This window comes from Chloroflexota bacterium, assembly GCA_016219275.1.
Lineage (GTDB): Bacteria > Chloroflexota > Anaerolineae > UBA4142 > UBA4142 > JACRBM01.
Genome location: JACRBM010000106.1, coordinates 16,697 through 35,650, shown reverse-complemented (window position 1 = coordinate 35,650; position 18,954 = coordinate 16,697). Strand labels below are relative to the sequence as shown.

The 18,954-nt window shown below is 56.7% G+C and carries 19 protein-coding genes and 1 other RNA gene; 16 read left to right on the top strand and 4 right to left on the bottom strand.

The window, feature by feature from the left end; translation table 11 throughout:
• The first annotated feature begins 1 nt into the window (after position 1).
• The 15 genes from HY868_27715 (at position 2) to HY868_27645 (ending at position 13,934) form a co-directional block, all read left to right on the top strand.
• Positions 2-685, top strand: a complete 684-nt coding sequence (locus HY868_27715) for an ABC transporter ATP-binding protein (GenBank protein MBI5305947.1) — start codon at positions 2-4, stop codon at positions 683-685.
• Entirely contained in the window at positions 682-1,575 is an 894-nt protein-coding gene (locus HY868_27710; protein ID MBI5305946.1) for a DUF922 domain-containing protein, read from the top strand. The genes HY868_27715 and HY868_27710 overlap by 4 nt, the downstream gene beginning before the upstream one ends.
• 75 nt (positions 1,576-1,650) lie before the next feature.
• Entirely contained in the window at positions 1,651-2,349 is a 699-nt protein-coding gene (locus HY868_27705) for a site-2 protease family protein (protein ID MBI5305945.1), read from the top strand.
• Between the two features lies 1 nt (position 2,350).
• Positions 2,351-3,520, top strand: coding sequence for an MFS transporter (locus HY868_27700; GenBank protein MBI5305944.1), 1,170 nt, complete (start codon positions 2,351-2,353; stop codon positions 3,518-3,520).
• Between the two features lie 135 nt (positions 3,521-3,655).
• Positions 3,656-5,416 carry an aspartate--tRNA ligase gene (aspS, locus tag HY868_27695; protein MBI5305943.1) on the top strand — a complete coding sequence of 587 codons (1,761 nt, stop codon included), beginning with the start codon at positions 3,656-3,658 and terminating at the stop codon, positions 5,414-5,416.
• A gap of 127 nt (positions 5,417-5,543) precedes the next feature.
• Positions 5,544-5,720: non-coding RNA, 6S RNA (ssrS, locus tag HY868_27690), on the top strand.
• Positions 5,721-5,972: 252 nt separating this feature from the next.
• Positions 5,973-6,809: an MBL fold metallo-hydrolase gene (locus tag HY868_27685; protein ID MBI5305942.1), complete on the top strand. Its 837-nt coding sequence runs from the start codon at positions 5,973-5,975 to the stop codon at positions 6,807-6,809.
• A 196-nt stretch (positions 6,810-7,005) separates the two neighbouring features.
• Entirely contained in the window at positions 7,006-7,989 is a 984-nt protein-coding gene (locus HY868_27680) for a dihydrodipicolinate reductase (GenBank protein MBI5305941.1), read from the top strand.
• A gap of 66 nt (positions 7,990-8,055) precedes the next feature.
• The gene (locus tag HY868_27675; GenBank protein MBI5305940.1) at positions 8,056-9,021 is read left to right on the top strand and encodes an asparaginase; all 966 of its coding nucleotides are present in this window, start codon (positions 8,056-8,058) and stop codon (positions 9,019-9,021) included.
• Position 9,022: 1 nt separating this feature from the next.
• The gene (locus HY868_27670) at positions 9,023-9,601 is read left to right on the top strand and encodes a hypothetical protein (GenBank protein ID MBI5305939.1); all 579 of its coding nucleotides are present in this window, start codon (positions 9,023-9,025) and stop codon (positions 9,599-9,601) included.
• A gap of 219 nt (positions 9,602-9,820) precedes the next feature.
• On the top strand, positions 9,821-11,110 hold the full coding sequence (locus tag HY868_27665; protein MBI5305938.1) for a radical SAM protein: 1,290 nt from the start codon (positions 9,821-9,823) through the stop codon (positions 11,108-11,110).
• Positions 11,111-11,218: 108 nt separating this feature from the next.
• On the top strand, positions 11,219-11,467 hold the full coding sequence (locus HY868_27660) for a 4Fe-4S dicluster domain-containing protein (GenBank protein MBI5305937.1): 249 nt from the start codon (positions 11,219-11,221) through the stop codon (positions 11,465-11,467).
• An 87-nt stretch (positions 11,468-11,554) separates the two neighbouring features.
• A complete protein-coding gene (vorB, locus tag HY868_27655; protein MBI5305936.1) occupies positions 11,555-12,604 on the top strand; it encodes a 3-methyl-2-oxobutanoate dehydrogenase subunit VorB in 1,050 nt (349 codons plus the stop codon).
• An 11-nt stretch (positions 12,605-12,615) separates the two neighbouring features.
• Positions 12,616-13,371: a 2-oxoglutarate oxidoreductase gene (locus tag HY868_27650; GenBank protein ID MBI5305935.1), complete on the top strand. Its 756-nt coding sequence runs from the start codon at positions 12,616-12,618 to the stop codon at positions 13,369-13,371.
• Positions 13,372-13,379: 8 nt separating this feature from the next.
• Positions 13,380-13,934, top strand: coding sequence for a 2-oxoacid:acceptor oxidoreductase family protein (locus HY868_27645; GenBank protein MBI5305934.1), 555 nt, complete (start codon positions 13,380-13,382; stop codon positions 13,932-13,934).
• Positions 13,935-14,116: 182 nt separating this feature from the next.
• Here HY868_27645 and HY868_27640 read toward each other — a convergent pair whose 3' ends face one another.
• From HY868_27640 to HY868_27630, 3 genes are all read right to left on the bottom strand, one after another.
• Positions 14,117-14,680: a DUF5317 domain-containing protein gene (locus HY868_27640; protein MBI5305933.1), complete on the bottom strand. Its 564-nt coding sequence runs from the start codon at positions 14,678-14,680 to the stop codon at positions 14,117-14,119.
• Between the two features lie 17 nt (positions 14,681-14,697).
• On the bottom strand, positions 14,698-15,993 hold the full coding sequence (locus HY868_27635) for an HD-GYP domain-containing protein (protein ID MBI5305932.1): 1,296 nt from the start codon (positions 15,991-15,993) through the stop codon (positions 14,698-14,700).
• A 511-nt stretch (positions 15,994-16,504) separates the two neighbouring features.
• Positions 16,505-17,191: a hypothetical protein gene (locus HY868_27630; GenBank protein ID MBI5305931.1), complete on the bottom strand. Its 687-nt coding sequence runs from the start codon at positions 17,189-17,191 to the stop codon at positions 16,505-16,507.
• A 423-nt stretch (positions 17,192-17,614) separates the two neighbouring features.
• On the opposite strand from HY868_27630, the gene HY868_27625 reads away from it, so the two are divergent.
• The gene (locus HY868_27625) at positions 17,615-18,124 is read left to right on the top strand and encodes a DinB family protein (GenBank protein MBI5305930.1); all 510 of its coding nucleotides are present in this window, start codon (positions 17,615-17,617) and stop codon (positions 18,122-18,124) included.
• Between the two features lie 72 nt (positions 18,125-18,196).
• Here the strand turns inward: HY868_27625 and HY868_27620 are convergent, their stop codons facing one another.
• Positions 18,197-18,670 (bottom strand): LysM peptidoglycan-binding domain-containing protein, encoded by a 474-nt coding sequence (locus HY868_27620; protein ID MBI5305929.1) that lies wholly within the window; start codon positions 18,668-18,670, stop codon positions 18,197-18,199.
• Positions 18,671-18,954: the final 284 nt, after the last annotated feature.

Sequence of the window (18,954 nt, the reverse complement as noted above, 5' to 3'; positions counted from 1 at the left end):
AATGCAAGACACTTTTATTCAACTCGATAACGTGACGCGCGTGTACACGATGGGACAGCGCAAACTGTACGCGCTGCGCGAGGTCTCGCTCGACCTGCACGCTGGTGAGTTTGTCGCGATTGTCGGACCGTCGGGTAGCGGCAAGTCCACCATGCTCAATCTCATTAGCGGAATTGACAAGCCGGATACGGGGCGCGTCTTCGTGGATGGACGCGAGATCAGCGCGCTCGGCGAGAACGCGCTTGCCAAATGGCGCGGCGAAAAAATCGGCATCGTGTTCCAGTTCTTTCAACTCTTGCCAACCTTGACCGCGCTTGAAAATGTCGCGCTGCCGATGGAACTGCGGAACACGTTCGGCAATCATCGGCGCGACCGCGCGCAAGCCGCGCTCGCGCGCGTGGGACTCGCGGAACGCGCGACCCAGTTGCCCTCCGAGTTGTCCGGCGGCGAACAACAACGCGTCGCGATTGCGCGCGCACTCGCGAACGATCCGCCGATTTTGCTCGCGGACGAACCGACCGGCAATCTCGACACCGACACCGGGCAACGCGTCGTCGAACTGCTCGCCGAGTTGAATCGCGCCGGCAAAACGATCGTGCTCGTCACGCACGAAGAGGCGCTCGCGCGCGCGGCGGGGCGCGTGATTCATGTGCGCGATGGAAAAATCGCGGAGCAGGGTGAATGAACTTGTCGAACCGCGCACTCGCCGCGTTCATCGCGTTTTTGTTGATCGCGTGTTGTCTCACCGGTACCGCGTTCGTCGTGGTGTTGGGCACGACGCTCGACTCGCCATTCGAACTCGCGTGGTTCGCGCCCACGCCGACGCGCACACCGACGGTAACACCGACTGCCACCGCGACGCGCGTGCCGCCGACGGCGACGCGCACGCCTGCGCCGACGAGCACGCCGGTCGTTCGCATTCCAACTGTTCCCGCGACGCCCGCGCGCGTTCAATCGCCAACGCGCGCGGCATTGCCTACACGCGCGCCCACGCTCGCGGCAAATCCGTACAATATCATCGTGCCCACGCCGACCGCGCCGAGCGTCGTCAACCCAGTCACATTCGAGAGCACATTCCGGGTGGTCACGTACTCGGTTACCGGCAAGACGACGAACGAATTGAGTCGCGCGCTCGATGTCAAAGCGATTGCCGACCCGCACGAACCGAACAGTCGTTATTACGCGATGACCGAATGGTTTGTCTCGTCGGATTGGCAGTGGCAATCCAGTGCGCGCGGCTGCGAATTGGAACGCGCGAATGTGTCGGTTACGATTACGATGACGTTGCCCGCGCTCGCGACGCGGCAAGGCATCGCGTCGGATTTGCTGACGCGCTGGGACACGTTCATCGCGAACACGATCACGCACGAAAAGGGACACGTTACCCGCGCGCTCAATGGGTCGCGCGAATATCAGCGCGCGCTCGGCAACTTGGCGACACAATCAACTTGTTTGACGATGCGACCGACGCTCGACAACTTGTTCAAGCAAAATCTCGACGCGATTGACCGCGTGAATGTGCAGTACGATGTCGAGACCGATCACGGCGCGACGCAAGGCGCGGTGTTCCCTTGAAATAGTGAACAGTGGTCAGTGAACAGTAAACAGTTTTCAGATTACTGACCACTGATTACTACCCACTGGAGGATTATGCTTTTCGCTGGATTAGGATTTGAAGTGGTGTATCTCATCGTCGCGCTGCTCACCGCGTTGACGATTCATGAAGCGAGCCACGCGATTATCGCGAACTGGCTCGGCGACCCGACCGCGAAAAACGCGGGACGCATCTCGCTCAATCCGTTCGCGCATCTCGAACCGATCGGAGTCGCGATGATTTTGACCGTGGGTCTGGGCTGGGGTAAGCCGGTCATCATCAACGCGGACAAGCTCAAGCCCGGTCCGAAAATCGGCATGGCGCTCGTCGCCGCGGCGGGTCCTGTTTCAAACCTGTTGCTCGCGTTCGTGCTCGCGATGCCGCTGCGTTTTCATCTCCTCTCGTTGTATCCGGAAAAAATTCTTGAACTCCCGTTTCTGCCGGTTGGTTATCAAAGTATTTTTTACTCCGTCGGTCGCCAGGTCATGTACATCGCCTGGCTGAGTCTCGCGCTCGCGGTGTTCAATCTCATTCCGATCAACCCCCTCGATGGTTCGCGCCTATGGCAAATTATTTTACCTACCTCGTGGTACATGCAAATCGCGCGCATCGAGTTGATCGGCTTGGCGCTCGTGATCGGCTTGGTGTTGTCGGATCGTTTTTTGGAAACGAACATCCTCGCGCGTGTACTCTTTCCGCCGGTCGAGGCGCTGTGGCGTTTCTTCGTCGGGATGACTCCGCCGTTCCACTTGTAATGTGAAGCCACTCATTGCACTCTGGGCAATCGGACTCGGCACCGCTCTCTCGTTGATGGGCGACGCCGCGCTCTACGCCGTTCTGCCCACCCACACGTCCGATGCCGGCATCGCGCTCGCGAGCGTCGGCTTGATTCTCAGCGTCAATCGTTTCATTCGCCTCGCGACGAACGGCGTGATCGGTTCGCTGTACGATCGCTGGCATGATCGCCACGCGATTTTTATCGCGTCGTTGTGGATCGGCGTCGCATCCACCGCGCTGTACGCGCTGACATTCGGGCTCGCGCCGATGCTTGCCGCGCGATTGTTGTGGGGCTTGGCATGGTCGGGCATCTGGGTCGGCGGCAACGCAATCGTGCTCGAAGCCGCGCCCGAAGCGGAACGCGGACGCTGGGTCGGCGCGTACCAGATGTGGTTCTTTTTCGGCTCCGCGCTCGGCACGTTCACCGGCGGCGTGTTGACCGACGCGTTCGGTTATCGCAACGCGTTGTGGATCGGCGCGAGCGTGTCCGCGCTCGGCGCGCTCGCCGCGGCGTTCGGTTTGCCGCACACGCAGGCGCAACGCCTCGCGCGTTCGAGCCACGCGAGTTGGTGGCGCGATTGGCTCACGATTCCCCCGACGATGTGGTCGGCGATTTGCGCGCACGGCGTCAATCGCCTGGTCGGCGCGGGCGTGCTCTCCGCGACGATGGGTTTGGTCGTGCAACAAAACCTGGGTGGTGCGACAGTCGGCATCGCGACGCTTACTGGCGGATTGCTCGCAAGCCGCACGTTCATCAGTTTGATCGGCGCGCCGATTGCCGGCGCGTTATCGGATCGCGCGAAAAATCGCTGGGGCATTCTCGCGTTCAGTCTCACGGTCAGCGCGGTTGGCATTGCGTTGCTTGGCATCCCAGGTCTCGTGCTGTTGTTTATCGCGATGATCGTCAGTTCAGCGACGAGCGGCGCGATTCAATCGCTCGCGACGACGATCATTGGCGATTTGTCCGACCGCGCGCACTATGGCAAAAATATGGGCGCGCTGCACACGGCGGGCGATCTCGGCAGTGCGATCGGTCCGCTCGCCGCGTACGCGCTCTTGCCCATCACCGGCTTGTCTCCGATTTTCTTCGCGTGCGCCGCGCTGATGCTTGCGAGCGCGGTATGGGCGGGGTGGATGGGCAAACGCTAAAAATGATTACTCACCACAGAGAGCACAGAGAACACAACGAAATTTTTCTCAGTGACCTCTGTGCTCTCTGTGGTGAAATTTCAGTTTTTGAACTCAAACCGGTATAATCTACAAAATCATTCAGAGGTCGAACTCATGTTAAAGTCACACACGTGCGGCGAATTGCGTCGCGAACACATCGGACAAACCGTCACGCTCGCGGGCTGGGTGCATCGTCGCCGCGATCATGGCGGACTCATCTTCATTGACGTGCGCGATCATTTTGGCTTGACCCAGGTCGTGTTCAATCCGAGCGCGTCCGGCGACGCGCATAACATCGCGAGCGATCTGCGCGCCGAGTTTGTGGTGCGCGTGACTGGCGTTGTCGAGGCGCGACCGGCAGGACAGGAGAATTCCAACCTGCCGACCGGCGATATCGAAATCCTCGCACAGAGCGTTGAGATTTTGAACCCAGCCCAGGTGCCGCCGTTCCAAATCAACATCGAAGAAAACGTGGACGAGGGGCTGCGCCTGAAATATCGTTTCCTCGATTTGCGCCACGAACGCTTGCAACACAACTTGGTGTTGCGTCACCGCGCGATCAAGTTTATGCGCGATTATCTTGACGCGCGCGGCTTTACCGAAATCGAAACGCCAATCCTGATCAAGAGTACGCCCGAAGGCGCGCGCGATTACGTCGTGCCGAGCCGCATCAAGCCGGGCACGTTCTACGCGTTGCCGCAATCGCCGCAACAACTCAAGCAGTTGTTGATGGTTGCCGGGTTTGATCGTTATTATCAAGTCGCGCGCTGTTTTCGCGATGAAGATTTGCGCGCCGACCGCCAACCGGAATTTACGCAACTCGATATCGAGATGGCGTTTGTCGAGCAAGACGATGTGCTAAATCTCGTCGAGGGTTGCATCACCGAAATGTTGCGCGCGGTCACGCCGCACAAACGATTGCTCTCGCCGTTCCCGCGCCTGACCTTTGCCCAAGCGATGGATCGGTTCGGCAGCGACAAACCTGACATGCGTTTTGGCATGGAACTGACGAACGTTGGCGACATTGCCGCGCAAACGCAATTTCAAGTGTTCACGTCCGCGTTGCAAAACGGTGGACAAGTTAAGGGCATTCGCGTGCCGGGTTGCGCGAATTACACGCGCAAACAAATGGACGAGTTGACCGAGATGGCGAAAGCCAAAGGTGCGAAAGGACTCGCGACGGTCGCGCTGACCGCCGATGGCATCAAATCGCCCATCGCGAAATTCCTGAGCGACCCGCAGATGCACGCGCTCGTCGAACGTTTGCACGCGGAGACCGGCGATTTATTGTTGTTTGTCGCGGATCAACCCAAGGTCGTCGCATCCGCGCTCGGCGCATTGCGTCTCGAACTCGGTCGCCGCTTGAACTTGATGGACAAGGACGCGATGGCGTTTGCTTGGGTCGTGGACTTTCCGCTGTTCGAGTGGAACGACGAGACGCAGCGTTGGGATGCGACGCATCATTTGTTCACCGCGCCCAAGCCCGCGCACATTCATCTGCTCGATACCGATCCTGGGGCGGTGCTTGCCGATTGCTATGACCTAGTGTGCAACGGGTTCGAACTGGCGAGCGGCAGCATTCGGATCCATCGCCGCGATGTGCAAGAAAAAATCCTGGGTATCTTGAAGTACTCGCGCGAGGACGCGTTCGCGCGGTTCGGGCACATGCTCACCGCGTTCGAGTACGGCGCGCCGCCACACGGCGGCATCGCCCCAGGCATTGATCGCCTGGTCGCGTTGCTGTGCGATGAGACGAGCATCCGCGACGTGATCGCGTTTCCCAAGACCGCCGCGGCGACCGATCTGATGACCGACGCGCCGTCCGCCCTCGCGCCGGAGCAACTCGCCGAGCTCGGCATCGCGGTGCGCGAGTGAGTGACGCGAAAGTTTAAGCCACGCGTTGACGCGCGCGCGAACTCGGCGCGCGCGTTTTGTTTCACGTCGCACATGCGTACACAATTTCAATTTGACTTTTGTTTTTGAAAGTGCTAACATCATCGGCGCAACCCTACTGTGTTCGTGATGCGTTTCTGGCGTTTGAGCCAACACCTGTACATCGGGGACTGCTTCTGCTGAGAGCGCGCCCACTCCCTCGGGAGACCGGACCACTCGAAGAGTAGGTTCCCACCTGCGAAAGCGGGTTCACAACTATGATCGCACACGGCACGGTGGGGCTTGCGTTTCTTTATTGCAGATGGCGAATAGCGAATAGCGAATAGCGAATTGCGAATGGCGGAATTGATCCGTTGTTCGCAATTTGTTTTTGGCGCACGTTCGGAACGGAAACACGTCAGCACCAAATCAAAAATCCAAAATCAAAAATCGAAAATTCCTCTAGGGGTCTTGACACTCGTTTGGCGTTGTGCTATTCTCACGCCCGTGCGTTGGTTGAAATCGTTTTGCCTGGACGCACCAGTGGAGCGGAGATAGAATGCGCAAAGAACGCGTGACGGAAAATGTGTACGTCTTTACGAGTGAAGCATACGCCCAAGTGACTGCCGGCGCGATCGTGACGAGCGAAGGCACGGTGGTGATTGACACCTTGCCCTTCCCGCGCGAGACGCGCGAGATGCTGGACTTTTTGCGCGCCGAGTCCAAGCGCGGCATTCGCTATGTGATCAATACGCATCACCACGCCGATCACGTGTACGGCAATTATCTTTTTGCCGAAGCGGACATTGTTTCGAGCGAAAAATGCCGCGAGGTGATCCGCAAGACCGGCGAAAAGAATCTCGCCGAAGCCAAGGCGCAAACGCCAGAACTGGGCGAAGTGACATTGCGTTTGCCGAATATCGTGTTCCAGGACAAACTGACCTTGCACTTGGGCGACCGCATGATGCGCTTGATTCCCTTGCCGGGTCATTCGCCGGACGGAATCGGCGTTTACATCGAAGGCGAAAAAATCTTGTTCGCCGGCGACGCGGTGATGCCCTTGCCGTACATCTTTTGGGGCGACCGCGAGGTTCTCCAAGCCACGTTGCGGATGATCAAGGAAATGAATCTCGAAAATATCGTCCAGGGTCACGGCGAAGTTCTGCTCAAGGGCGAAATTGACGAGACGCTCGATACCGGTTTGGCGTACCTCGACTGCATCTACGAAAAGGTCAAGGCGAAATTGGCGACGCGCACATCCAAGGAACGGCTCATCAACGAAATCTCGCTCGAATCGTGCGGGTATTCGTCCATCGCGCTCGATGGCTTGGTCAAGCAATTGCATCGGAGTAATTTGCAACGCGTGTACCAAACGCTGACTGCGAAGAGCCGATAGTTCACAAATCGTCAGAATCCAGGTTTCCCCGAAGGGAAGAAACCTGGATTCTTTCTTGCCGCTAAGATTGAGTGGTTGGAGTAGGACAAGTTGCCAACTTGTCCTATTTTAATTTTTCGACATTTTGGCGCGACGGGATATAATTCGACTTGCGCGCAGTGAGATTTGCGCGCAACATCGAAATGGAGAATAAGCAATGGCAAAGATCAAAGTGATTTGTTTTGGCTTGGGACCGATCGGGTGTGGATTGGCGCGCGTCGTCGCGGCGCGCCCCGATTTTCAAATCGTCGGCGCGGTGGACGTGGATCCGGCGAAGGTCGGCAAGGACGCCGGGCGCGTCATTGGCTTGGAACGCGACCTGGGTTTCAAAGTGTCGAGCGATACGGCGAAGGTGCTCGCCAAAAAAGCGGATGTCGTTTTGCATTGCACCAGTTCGTCGCTCAAACTCGTCGAGCCGCAACTCGCGCAGATCATTCGCGCGAGGCACAACATCGTCTCGACCTGCGAAGAACTCGCGATGCCCTGGGGGCAGGGCGCGGTCGCCAAACGGCTCGACGCGCTCGCGAAAAAATTCAAGGTGACGGCGCTCGGCACCGGCATCAATCCCGGCTTTATGATGGACACGCTGCCGATTCTCTTGACCGGCGTGTCCCAGGAAGTGACGAGTGTGCGCGTGCGCCGCGTGGTGGACGCCTCGACACGTCGCCAACCGTTGCAGAAAAAAATTGGCGCTGGGATGACGGTGGAAGAATTTAAGCAAAAAGCTGGCAAGGCGATTCGCCATGTCGGTCTGACCGAATCCATCGCGCTCATCGCGCGCGCGTTGCGCTGGAAACTCGACCAGATCGAAGAGACGATTGAGCCAGTCGTCGCGCGCCAGCCGATCAGCACCGAGTATTTCGAAGTGAAACCTGGGTTCGTGACTGGCGTCGAGCAATTCGGTTACGGCATCAAGGATGGCAAGCGCGTCATCGAATTGCATTTGCGGATGAGTGTGGACGCCGGCGAGTCGGTGGACGAGGTGTGGCTCGAAGGCAGACCAGCGGTGCATTCGCGCATCACCGGCGTGCATGGCGATCTTTCGACTGCCGCGGTTGCGACGAATTCGATTCGTCGCGTCGTCGCCGCACCGCCCGGCTTGGTGACGATGGCGGACCTTCCGATTATCTCGGTCGGATAGTATTTTCGATTTTCGAATGCCGATTTGTGACAATCGAAAATCGAAAATCGGCAATCGAAAATTTCCATGAAACGAATTATCGTTCTCACAACCGGTGGCACCATCGCGATGCGTGCGGACGCGCAGGCGGGCGGCGCGGTGCCGCAACTCGGCGGCGCGGATTTCCTCGCCGGATTGCCGCGCGGTTTTGCCGATGTGCAGTTCGTCGAGTTTTCCAATTTGCCGAGCGCGCATTTTACCTTGGAGCACATTTGGAATTTGTCGCGTCGCGTCGCCGCGTTGGTCGCGGACGACGCGGTGGATGGCGTCGTCGTCACGCACGGAACGGACACACTTGAAGAATCCGCTTACCTGTGCGACGTGACGATTGACACGCGCAAACCGATTGTGTTCACCGGTGCGATGCGGACCGCGTCGGAACTGGGTTACGATGGCATCGCGAACATCGCGTCCGCGATCCAGGTCGCGGCGAGTGACGTTGCACGCGACCTGGGTGTGCTCGTGTTGTTCAACGACGAAATCCACGCCGCGCGCGAGGTGACGAAAACGCACACGACCGCGCTCGATACGTTCCAATCGCCCGAGTGGGGCGCGCTGGGACGCGTGGATTACGCCGGCGTGATTATCGCGCACAAGCCGGCGCCGCGCGAGTTCATTCCCGCCGCGCGGCTCGAAACGAATGTGCACCTGCTCGCGCTCGCGGTGGGCATGAGCGAAGGATTGTTCGAGTATCTGGTCGAAACGGTCGGCGCGCGTGGTGTCGTACTCGAAACACTGGGCGGGGGACGCGTGCCGCCGTGGTGGTTGCCGGCGATTGGGCGCGCAACCCAGGATCACATCGCGGTTGTCGTCACGTCGCGTGTCGGTGCGGGACGCACGATAGATCGGTACGGTTACGTCGGCGCGCATCGCGATTTGGCAAACCTGGGATGTTGGTTCGCGGATGGCGTGAGCGGGCGCAAGGCGCGGCTCAAGTTGATGGCGACGCTCGCGCTGAACGACCCGCAACGATTCTGGCGCGTTGATTATTGAAATGCGAAAAACGCGTCCAAGCGAGTTGGCGATTCTCGCCACGGCTATCGGCATCATCGCGACCTTTGCCGCGCCGTGGCTCGAATTGCGCGGCACATTCTCCGCGTGGCGCATCGTCGAGTGGCACACGTTTTGGCGCGGCGAGTCCGCGTTCATGCTCGGCGATGTCGTCGCCGCGAACTATCGAATACCGATTGAGTTTGCGACGATGCAAATGCAAGACCTGACGCGTGGCGTGTTGATCGTCGGCGCGATCCTGGGTGTGTGGCACGCGTTCGCACTCGTCGCGTTGCTCGTCGCCGGCGCACGGCTGCGTCTACGCGTGGGCGCATCGCGCGGACGCGTCGCGTTCGAAATCGTCGCGTTGCTCGCGATCAATCTCATCGCGCTGGGCGTGTTGGTGTGGCTGCTCGCGTTGCCGTCGTCGCTCGACACCAAAGTGGATTTTCGACTAGGCACGGAGATTCACACCGATTCACTCATCTGGTCGAGCGTTACGCTCTTGCCGGTCGCGCCACTTCTCGCCATACTCGCGGTCATCGCGCAAATCATTGCGTTGTCGAAAAATCGAAAATCATAAATCGCAAATCCAAAATCATTACTCAGCCATGTCATTTCGACGAGCCGCGAAGCGTGTGCGAGGAGAAATCTCTTGACGCGCCAAGGGAGAGATTTCTCGTCGCCAAGTGCGCTCCTCGAAATGACAGTCAGAGAATCCCAATTCGCTTTGACCGCTTTTGGACTCGGTTATGACGAAACAGGTACTTGACTGGCGTATGTTGAAAACGGTGAGGCAACGATGCCTATCGTCGAGTTAATTACTCTGGACGGTCAACGGCTCATCGTCAACGCGCGCCGCGAGGCAATCACGCTGATGGTCAATGACGACCTCACGCTGACCTACGATCACGAAGGTCGCCTCGTGGGCGCGTGGATGGATGGGCGCAACTATCGCCGGAGTTTGGATAATCGAGTGATCGAAAAACAAGAGGGTCCGCAACCTGGACTCTCTTATCGCGTTCGCCGCGAATTGCCCGAAGCGGACGCACGCGAGTTGTTGACGCGCGTGTACGCGCTGACCGAACAGTATCGCGGTTGGCTTGCCGATCCCGCGAGCCGCGTCACGAACAATTCCTCACCCACGGATGGCGCGCTCGCGCGCGACGCGCTCGACCGGATTATCGCGAACGGCACCGCGCGGCTCGAACGCGACCGCGATATTTTCCACGTCATCTACAAACCCATCACAATTCTCCCGCCCGACCAATACCTCGCGCTCGTTCTCCAAGCCACTGAAGGTTGCTCGTACAATCACTGCGCGTTCTGTAGTTTTTATCGCGATCGCAAATTCCGCGTCAAGACGCTCGCCGAGTTCAAACACCATGTCCGCGATGTGCGCGCATTTTTCGGCGGCGCGTTGAGTTTACGCAAAACGATTTTCCTCGCCGATGCGAACGCACTCATCATTCCGCGCGAGCAACTCGTGCCGATTTTTGACTCGATCAACGCCGATTTCGAAATTCACCCGCGCGGCTTGGATTACGAGGCGCTCAAAGCATGGGAAGTCGAACGCCCGATTCACTTTGAGGGTATCTACTCGTTCATAGACGCGTTCACGACGCGACGCAAGACTGCGCGCGAGTACACCGAATTGGCAGAGCGCGGTTTGCGGCGGGTCTACATCGGTATGGAAACCGGCGATGAAGATTTGTTGCGTTTTCTCGGCAAACCGAATTCGCCGTACGAGGTCGTGCAGTTGGCGCATCATCTCAAAGCCGGCGGCGTTGCAGTGAGTGTGATTATTCTCGTCGGCGCGGGCGGCGACAAGTACGCCGACCAACACGTGCAACACACGATTGACTTGGTCAATGCGATGCCGCTCGACGCGAGTGACCTGATTTATTTTTCCGAGTTGGTGGACTATCCCGATTCGGTGTACTCGGCGCTCGCGCGCGCGGAGAACATTCGACCGTTGACGGTTCACGAGATCGCGCAGCAGATGGCGCAAATGCGCGCGGGTTTTCGGTTTCGCAATCTCGACCGCGCGCCAAAAATTAGTTTCTACGATATTCGGGAGTTTATTTACTGAACCTGCAAGGGGCGTATGGAAACAAGGAGACAAGGAAACAGGTAAACAGGTAAACTTGTTTACGTGTTTACCCGTTTACCTATTTACCCCAGACTTGACGGAGGAACAATGGCACGAGGCACAATCAAAATAGATGAAAATCGTTGCAAGGGGTGCGAACTTTGCACGACGGTGTGTCCGAAAGATTTGATTCACATGGCGACGCACTTTTCGGCGCGCGGTTATCGTCCCGCCGCACTCGTAGATCCCAACGAGCAATGCACCGGTTGTTTGCTCTGCGCGACGATTTGTCCGGATGTCGCGATCACAGTGTATCGCGAGGTGAGACCCAGGACAATGGCGGCTCAACCAGTCTAGGCGCAAAGAAAACAGAATACGCAATATGCAGAAAACAATTATTCCGCATTGTGTATTGCGTATTGCGTAACGACACATGGAGAAACGATGAAGGAACTCTGGGAAGGAAATCAGGCGATTGCCGAAGCCGCGCTGCGCGCGGGGATGGAAGCGTACTTTGGTTATCCCATTACACCGCAGACCGAATTGCTCGAGTACTTGTCAAAGAAAATGCCGACGATGAAGCGCGCGTTCGTGCAAGCCGAAAGCGAAATCGGCGCGATCAACATGGTGTACGGCGCGGCGTGCGCGGGCGCGCGCGCGATGTCGTCGTCGTCCAGTCCCGGCGTATCGTTGATGCAAGAGGGCTTGTCGTACATCGCAGGTTCCGAAGTGCCGGTCGTGATTGTGGACATGATGCGCGGCGGACCGGGTTTGGGCAATATCGCGCCCTCGCAAGCCGATTATTTTCAATTGACCAAGGGTGGCGGTCATGGCGACTATCATCCGATCGTGCTCGCGCCGGCATCGGTGCAAGAAGCGGTTGACCTGACTTATGGCGCGTTCGACCTCGCGGAAAAATATCGTCACATCGTCATCATCGCCGCTGATGGCAACATCGGACAGATGATGGAGCCGGTCGAATTGCCGCCGCCGCACGAGGTCGCCAAGCGCGAGCGCGGCTGGGAACTGACCGGCGCAAGCGGACGACCACATCGTTTTATCAGTTCGATTCATTTGCAGCCCGAAGCGTTGCACGCCTTCAATGTGCATTTGCAGGACAAGCAACGCGAGATTGAAAAGAACGAAGTGCGTTTTGCCGAGTACTCGATGGACGATGCCGAGTACGTCGTGGTCGCGTTCGGTTCGGCGGCACGCGCCTCGCAGAGCGCCGCGCGATGGGCGCGCGCGAAAGGCATCCGCGCCGGCGTGTTTCGCCCGATCTCGTTGTATCCGTTCCCGTACGCGCGGCTCACCGAGATTGCCCAACGCGTGCGCGCGATCCTTGTCGTCGAGATGAACGCGGGGCAGATGATCGAGGACGTGCGACTCGCGGTCGCGGAACGCGTGCCGGTGAAATTTTTCGGACGCATGGGCGGACTCGTGCCGTTCCCGGATGAAGTATTGCCGGAGATCGAAGCGATGGTGGAAAGATGATGAACGAACACATGCAAACGGTTTTTCAATATCCCAACGCGTTGACGGATGTGACGACGCACTATTGTCCGGGCTGTACGCACGGTGTCATCCATCGGCTCATCGCGGAAACGATTGACGAACTGGGAATTCGCGAAAAGACAATTGGCATCGCGCCGGTCGGCTGCTCGGTGTTCATCTACAACTATTTCGACGTTGACTTTGCCGAAGCGGCGCACGGGCGCGCGCCGGCGATGGCGACCGGCATCAAACGTGTGCGTCCCGACCGCGTCGTGTTCACGTATCAAGGCGACGGCGACCTTGCCGCGATTGGCACTGGCGAAATTATGCACGCCGCCGCGCGCGGTGAAAACATCACCGTGTTTTTTGTGAACAACGCGATCTATGGAATGACCGGCGGACAAATGGCGCCGACGACTTTGCCTGGGATGAAAACGACGTCGTCGCCGAACGGACGCGACGTCGAATTGCAAGGGTATCCGCTGCGTATGACCGAAATTATGGCGACGATGCCCGGCGTTTCGTACGCAGTGCGCCGCTCGGTGCACGATCCTGGGAATATCAACAAGACGAAAAAAGCGATCAAGACCGCGTTGCAAGTGCAACTCAACCAAGCCGGCTTTGCGATGGTCGAAATTTTGTCGTCGTGTCCGACGAACTGGGGCGTCACGCCGACCGAAGCGTTGCAGTTCGTTAAGAATCAAATGATTCCGTACTTTCCGCTCGGCGATTTCAAAATTGCCGATGTGGTCAAGGCGTTAAGGTAGAGGTCGCGATGCTTCACGAAATCATCATCTCTGGATTCGGCGGGCAGGGCGCGTTGTTTGCGGGGCAGTTGCTGGCGTACGGCGCGCTCGCCGAAAATCGTCACGTCACCTGGATTCCGTCTTACGGTCCCGAAATGCGCGGCGGCACCGCGAATTGCACAGTCGTCATTTCGGACGAGGAAATCGGTTCGCCGCTCGTGCGCCATCCCAGCGCGGCGATTGTGCTCAATCCGCCCTCGTTCGATCGGTTCGAACCGTTGATGCGAAAAGATGGCATCCTCGTCGTCAACGTGTCCATCGTTCCGACGAAATCGCAACGCACCGATATTCGCGTGATCGAAATCGCAGCGAACGACGAAGCGGTAAAGCTGGGTCCACCGCAGTTGGCGAACGTGGTGCTCGTCGGCGCGCTCGTCGGCGCGACCGGCGTGTTGAAATTCGAGACGCTCGACCAGGTGTTGGAAGAGCACATCAGCGCGCGGCATCGCGATAAGATTCCGGCGAACAAACAAGCGCTGCGCCGTGGCGCGGCGCTCGCGCAAGACATGCTCGCGCGCGTGTGAGATAAGTTATCTGACACCGGCATCAAAAAGCCGGTGTCGTTTTTTCTAGGAATCTCGCAAAGAGGCGATTTCCTTCAAGCAATGGGAGTGCACAAACCAGGTTTCTCGCAGAAACCTGGTTTCTGGTGGGTCTTCCGACAAACTGCTAGCCAGCGTTGTGCTTGGCTCATCCCTGGGTTGGTCTAATTGGTTTGCTGCGCTTGCGACATCTTGGGTTTGACCAGTGATTTCTGGATTAGGTAAACCCCGCCCAGGGTGAGCAGCACATCGCCAATACTGAAAACGTTTGGGAAGATAAATCCTTTGGGGATCGCAAAAATATCGCAGAGGAAATAGAGCGCGGTGTTCGCGTCCATCACAATCGAATTATTCGTGATGCGACCTGGGATCGCCGAATATCCGGCGAGGGTGAGCGCCTCGGGTGATGCCGGCATGTAGCCGCCGTTGAACACAATCGCCAACAGGTTCGCCGCTAACCCGACGGCGACAAAACGCATCCCGGGAATCCGAAAATTATATGCCACGGCGGCAAAGACGAGCATCATCGAACCAACATAGACATATCGCGTTAATGCGTTGAGCTCAGGACGTGTTTGCCACCCATCCGAAAAAATCAACACCTGTAGAAGGAAGCCCGCGATAAACATACCGCGCCACCGTAAATCAATATCGGCGAGTTGATTGAACTTGCCGCCCCGCACGATGGCGATAACGAGCGAAATGGCTAGGATGACAAGAATAATCATTCGGTCTCCAGGCAACGCTAGGCAGAGTTACTTGCTATTTGGGGAGCATCAACACGCGTTGCTCTCTCTGATTCGTCATTGATCCGCAGGACCTTGGCAAACACCTGGACGACCCGTGGATCAAACTGCGTATTAGAAGCTTCAACGAGTCGCGCCAACGCGTCATCCACGGATAACGCGCGGCGATAGGCACGATCCTCGGTCATCGCTTGATACGCATCGGCGACGGCAATAATCCGCGAGCCGATTGGAATCGCGTCTCCCGCCAAACCGTCCGGATACCCTTTGCCGTCAAAATGTTCGTGATGGTGGCGCACCAAGACCGCGCCTTTATCAAAGAGTGGAAATTTCTCCAAAAGCACCGCCCCAACTTCGGCATGACGTTCCGCGCGTTTCCGTTCGGCGGGGTTTAGCATTTTGGGATTGAACAAAATATCATCTGCCATACCTACTTTGCCTAGATCGTGCAGCAATGCCGCGGAGGCAATCACTTCGATCTCGTCTTGCGCTAGTCCTAACGCTTCGGCGATGGCGCGTGCATAGTTCGACACATTTTCAGAGTGATTGTACGTATGATGATCGCGTTCGTCTATCACACGGACCAAGGCGCGGAGAGCATCCTGGGTTTGATTTCGCAAATGATTCGCGATCCGGTACGAATCGCGCACAATGAACAAGAGTACGCCAGCCAGGACGACGCTGAAGGGATTAAAACGCCACAGGATCGCCAGGAAGATACCGATGGTGATGATGGACAATTCTTGCCAAATGACGAGGCGCGTGTTTTGCGTGACCAAGTATGGAAAGGGCAAGTGTGCGGCAAGACTAATTACCATACTTACCAGGGTCACATTGACTATAAAAGATGCTCCGCCGGCTAACATCACCATGATCCCATTTTCCACTGAAGCGAACAACTCCCGCGACGGTGGATCAATCAATGAATAGACCCAGGCAGTTAGCATCCATGTTAACGTCATTTGCGAAATATTGAAGATCTTTTTGGACCAGCTGCGTTTGGCTGGGATTTCAGCGAAGAGCGTGCCGAGGAATGTGGAAAGCACCACGACCGATGAGGAAGACAGAAGAACGACGGCAAATTTGACCGCGTTGGAGATGGTGATTTCGACATTATCGCCGAAACGAACGATGGGGAATCGGTCCAGCGCCGCGATTGCAACCGCCGCGATAAAGATCGCAATCGCGAATTCGGGAGACTGAACGAAATCAACCAGAGCAAAAGAGACAGCGCAAGCCATCAACACGATGAGAGTTAGAATATAGACACGGACTTGCCAGGACAAAGAACTCACAAAGCAATCCAATCAAGCGTGGGCAAACGCGTCGATGCTATTCAAGGAACAAGAACATCACCCACGCGGAGGACGTCGGTAAGCCTGGAAGACCTTAGTTCAGATCTAGTCGCCCCACTTGAGCTCAGCCATGACGGCTAAAAGCATACTCGCAATAGTTGCCAAAGTCAGCAAAGCATATGCGATGCGCCACTTCACCCGGACTCACTTCCTCTCTGTTGGAAATTTGGTCGTTGGAAACCAGAGTCCTCTTCGCTTCGCTTCATCTCCCAAGCTTACCGACTGAGCTTATATTAACACATCGGTCAAAGAATTTCAACCTTTCCGGGGAATTTTGACCGGATTCTGACCAGAAGAACGAGAAAAGCGCAAAGACGTAAGTGGCGCTCGACGTCTTTGCGCGATAGGGTAGAAAGGGCTGTCTGCCCCATCAGGAGGTGAGTCCTGATTATTAGAGGACGCTAGGCGTGCCTTTGATACTCCCCGGTCAGACGCTAGTTGCGATGTCCAGCTAGCTGTCGTCGGACTGACGAGGCGCTTGTAAAGTAAAATTGTGAATGCGGCGATTGAGCGCATCAAGGGTCGCGCGCGCGGCAGATTCCACCGGCTTGGCGCCCACGAAACTTGTTCCGACAAAGGTCTCTTCACGATCCTGGGTCAAGCAAGAGACAATCACCATCAATACTTCACGGTTCCCAATTTGCATGGTGGCTGTCTCTTCCAATCGCACGTCCATATAGTTGCCAACGAGTTTCTCGACGGCATTGATCGTCGCCTGGGCGCCCGAGCGAAACGACATGGGATTGTTCACTTTTTCAATCGCTTCGCCGCTGACGATGCGTGAGGCGCCCTGGATTTCCACACGAATGCGTTTTTCAGCACCTAGATTCTCTTCGGTTACGTCGCGAATTTCCGGGCGCGCGACTGGGATGCGGAGCAATTTTTCATCGGGCAATTGAACCAGACTGATCATCCGATAATCCACTTTGATTTTGTGTTTGACAAACACCAAGGTCTCAATATCGCGGATGATTTTTTTGGGTTTGCGCGCCGCAGAAGCGACGATATGAATTTCGATCAAATCGCGTTTCTGATTGAGCACCGCACATGCCGCATAGACCCCGGCGATTTGTGAGAGGGTCAGGTCAATATCTGTGGCGGATGGCTTGGTAGTTTCCGATGACGCCGATTCGCTCATTCCTCTTCTCCTTGACGCAAAGAATGGAAAAAGAACCACACCCGCTCATTTTAACATAGCTGCTTGCGCCCAAGACTACCAGACCGGAATATGATCTCTAAATTTAAGGTTGCATCTCAAGGATGTTGAACGATCCAGATTACATATTGTCTATGAGCAATTTGCGCGCAACTCTCAGTGCGAGTGACGAATTATTAGCAGTCTCAGTGCCGGGATTTTGCCCAAATATGCCGACAAATCATCGGCAGGTTGACCCACATCAAATTGTAGGGATGTCTCGATCATCTCTTTAGTTACAGAGCCACACCGACATTTTCAGTGTAGGTGTGTGGTTCTGTGGCAAAAGGAGGGCTTTTGACGCGCAAGGTGTTTGCGTTGTAGAATGCAAGCCGAACATTATCTGAAAAACACTCTGGAGGGAACATGCCCGCGCCCGAAGACGTTGCCGGAATCAAAGCCAAGTTGAATGGAGAACGCGTCAAGTTGCTGGACGCATTCGCCAATCTACCGCGCGAAACGATGCGCAAACCGTTTGGCGACGATGGTTGGTCAATCAAGGATATTCTCGCGCATGTGGCGATGGCGGAATGGGTGAATATCAAGTTCGCCAAGCTCATGCTGGAAAAAGATGCGCCAGTACAGTTGCAGGAACTCGCCGCCGATTTTCCGGATTATCCCGGCGAATTTCAACTCGATAAATTCAACGCGTGGATGACGGAGAAATGGCGTGCGTACTCGCTCGACGAAATCATTACCGCGTTGAATGCCGCGCGCACCGACACACTCGCATGGCTCGATACGTTGACGCCGGCGCAACTCGAAAAAAGCGGGACGCACGCGGCGTGGGGAAATCTATCGGTGCGCGGGATGTGTCGTATTCTCGTGATCCATGACAAGTTCCATCGCGCGGATATTGAAAAACGCAAAGCGTGATGCCAGAAAATAAAGAAACCCGTTCTCTGCCGCGCGGCGGAAAACGGGTTTCAAATTTCTGACCGACCAAATTTACCAACGGCAATTGGGAATGCGCAACCACTGACCGGCGTAAATCCAGTTGAGGTTGTAGATGCCGTTTGCGCGCGCCAAGGTCCACACATCCATACCATAACGCCACGCGATGCCTTGCATCGTATCACCCCAGCGCACCACGTAGGAACATCCGTACGGTTGTGGATGCGGTCGGGGGTATGGGTTTGGGCATGCGCCGGGCCAGGGGCACGGGTTCGGCGCGGGATGCGGCGCGTAACCGGAGATCACCAGCATCTGCCCGACATAAATCAAGTTCGGGTTCCAGATGCCGTTCGCGCGCGCGATAGACCATGCGCTCACACCGTACCGCCACGCGATGCCGTCCAACGTGTCGCCCGGGCGCACCACGTAATAGGATGGTCCCATCGCGCCAGCGGGATTGGGAGTTGCCGCCGTCAGCACGACGAGCACTGCGACTGCAACTAGGGACAAGAGCAAAAGCTTACGCATCGTTCCTCCTTTTCCTTGAACTTGGGGAGGTTCTCCCCAGGATTTTTTGACACGACGTAAAATCGTCGGTACCCCATCGTCACGACTAACGTTTGGTAAAGGTCAACCTGCTGATGGTGCCTAGTTGTCCGGTCGTGGTACGGCTGACATTGCCCACCGTCCCAGGATTGACATTTCTCCTTTAGCAAGTGTGGCGCTTCGACCGCGCAGCGCGCGAAACCAGAGTCGGCACTCTTATATAACCGTCTGCATTATAATCTAAATTGTGTTTCACATCAATAGTC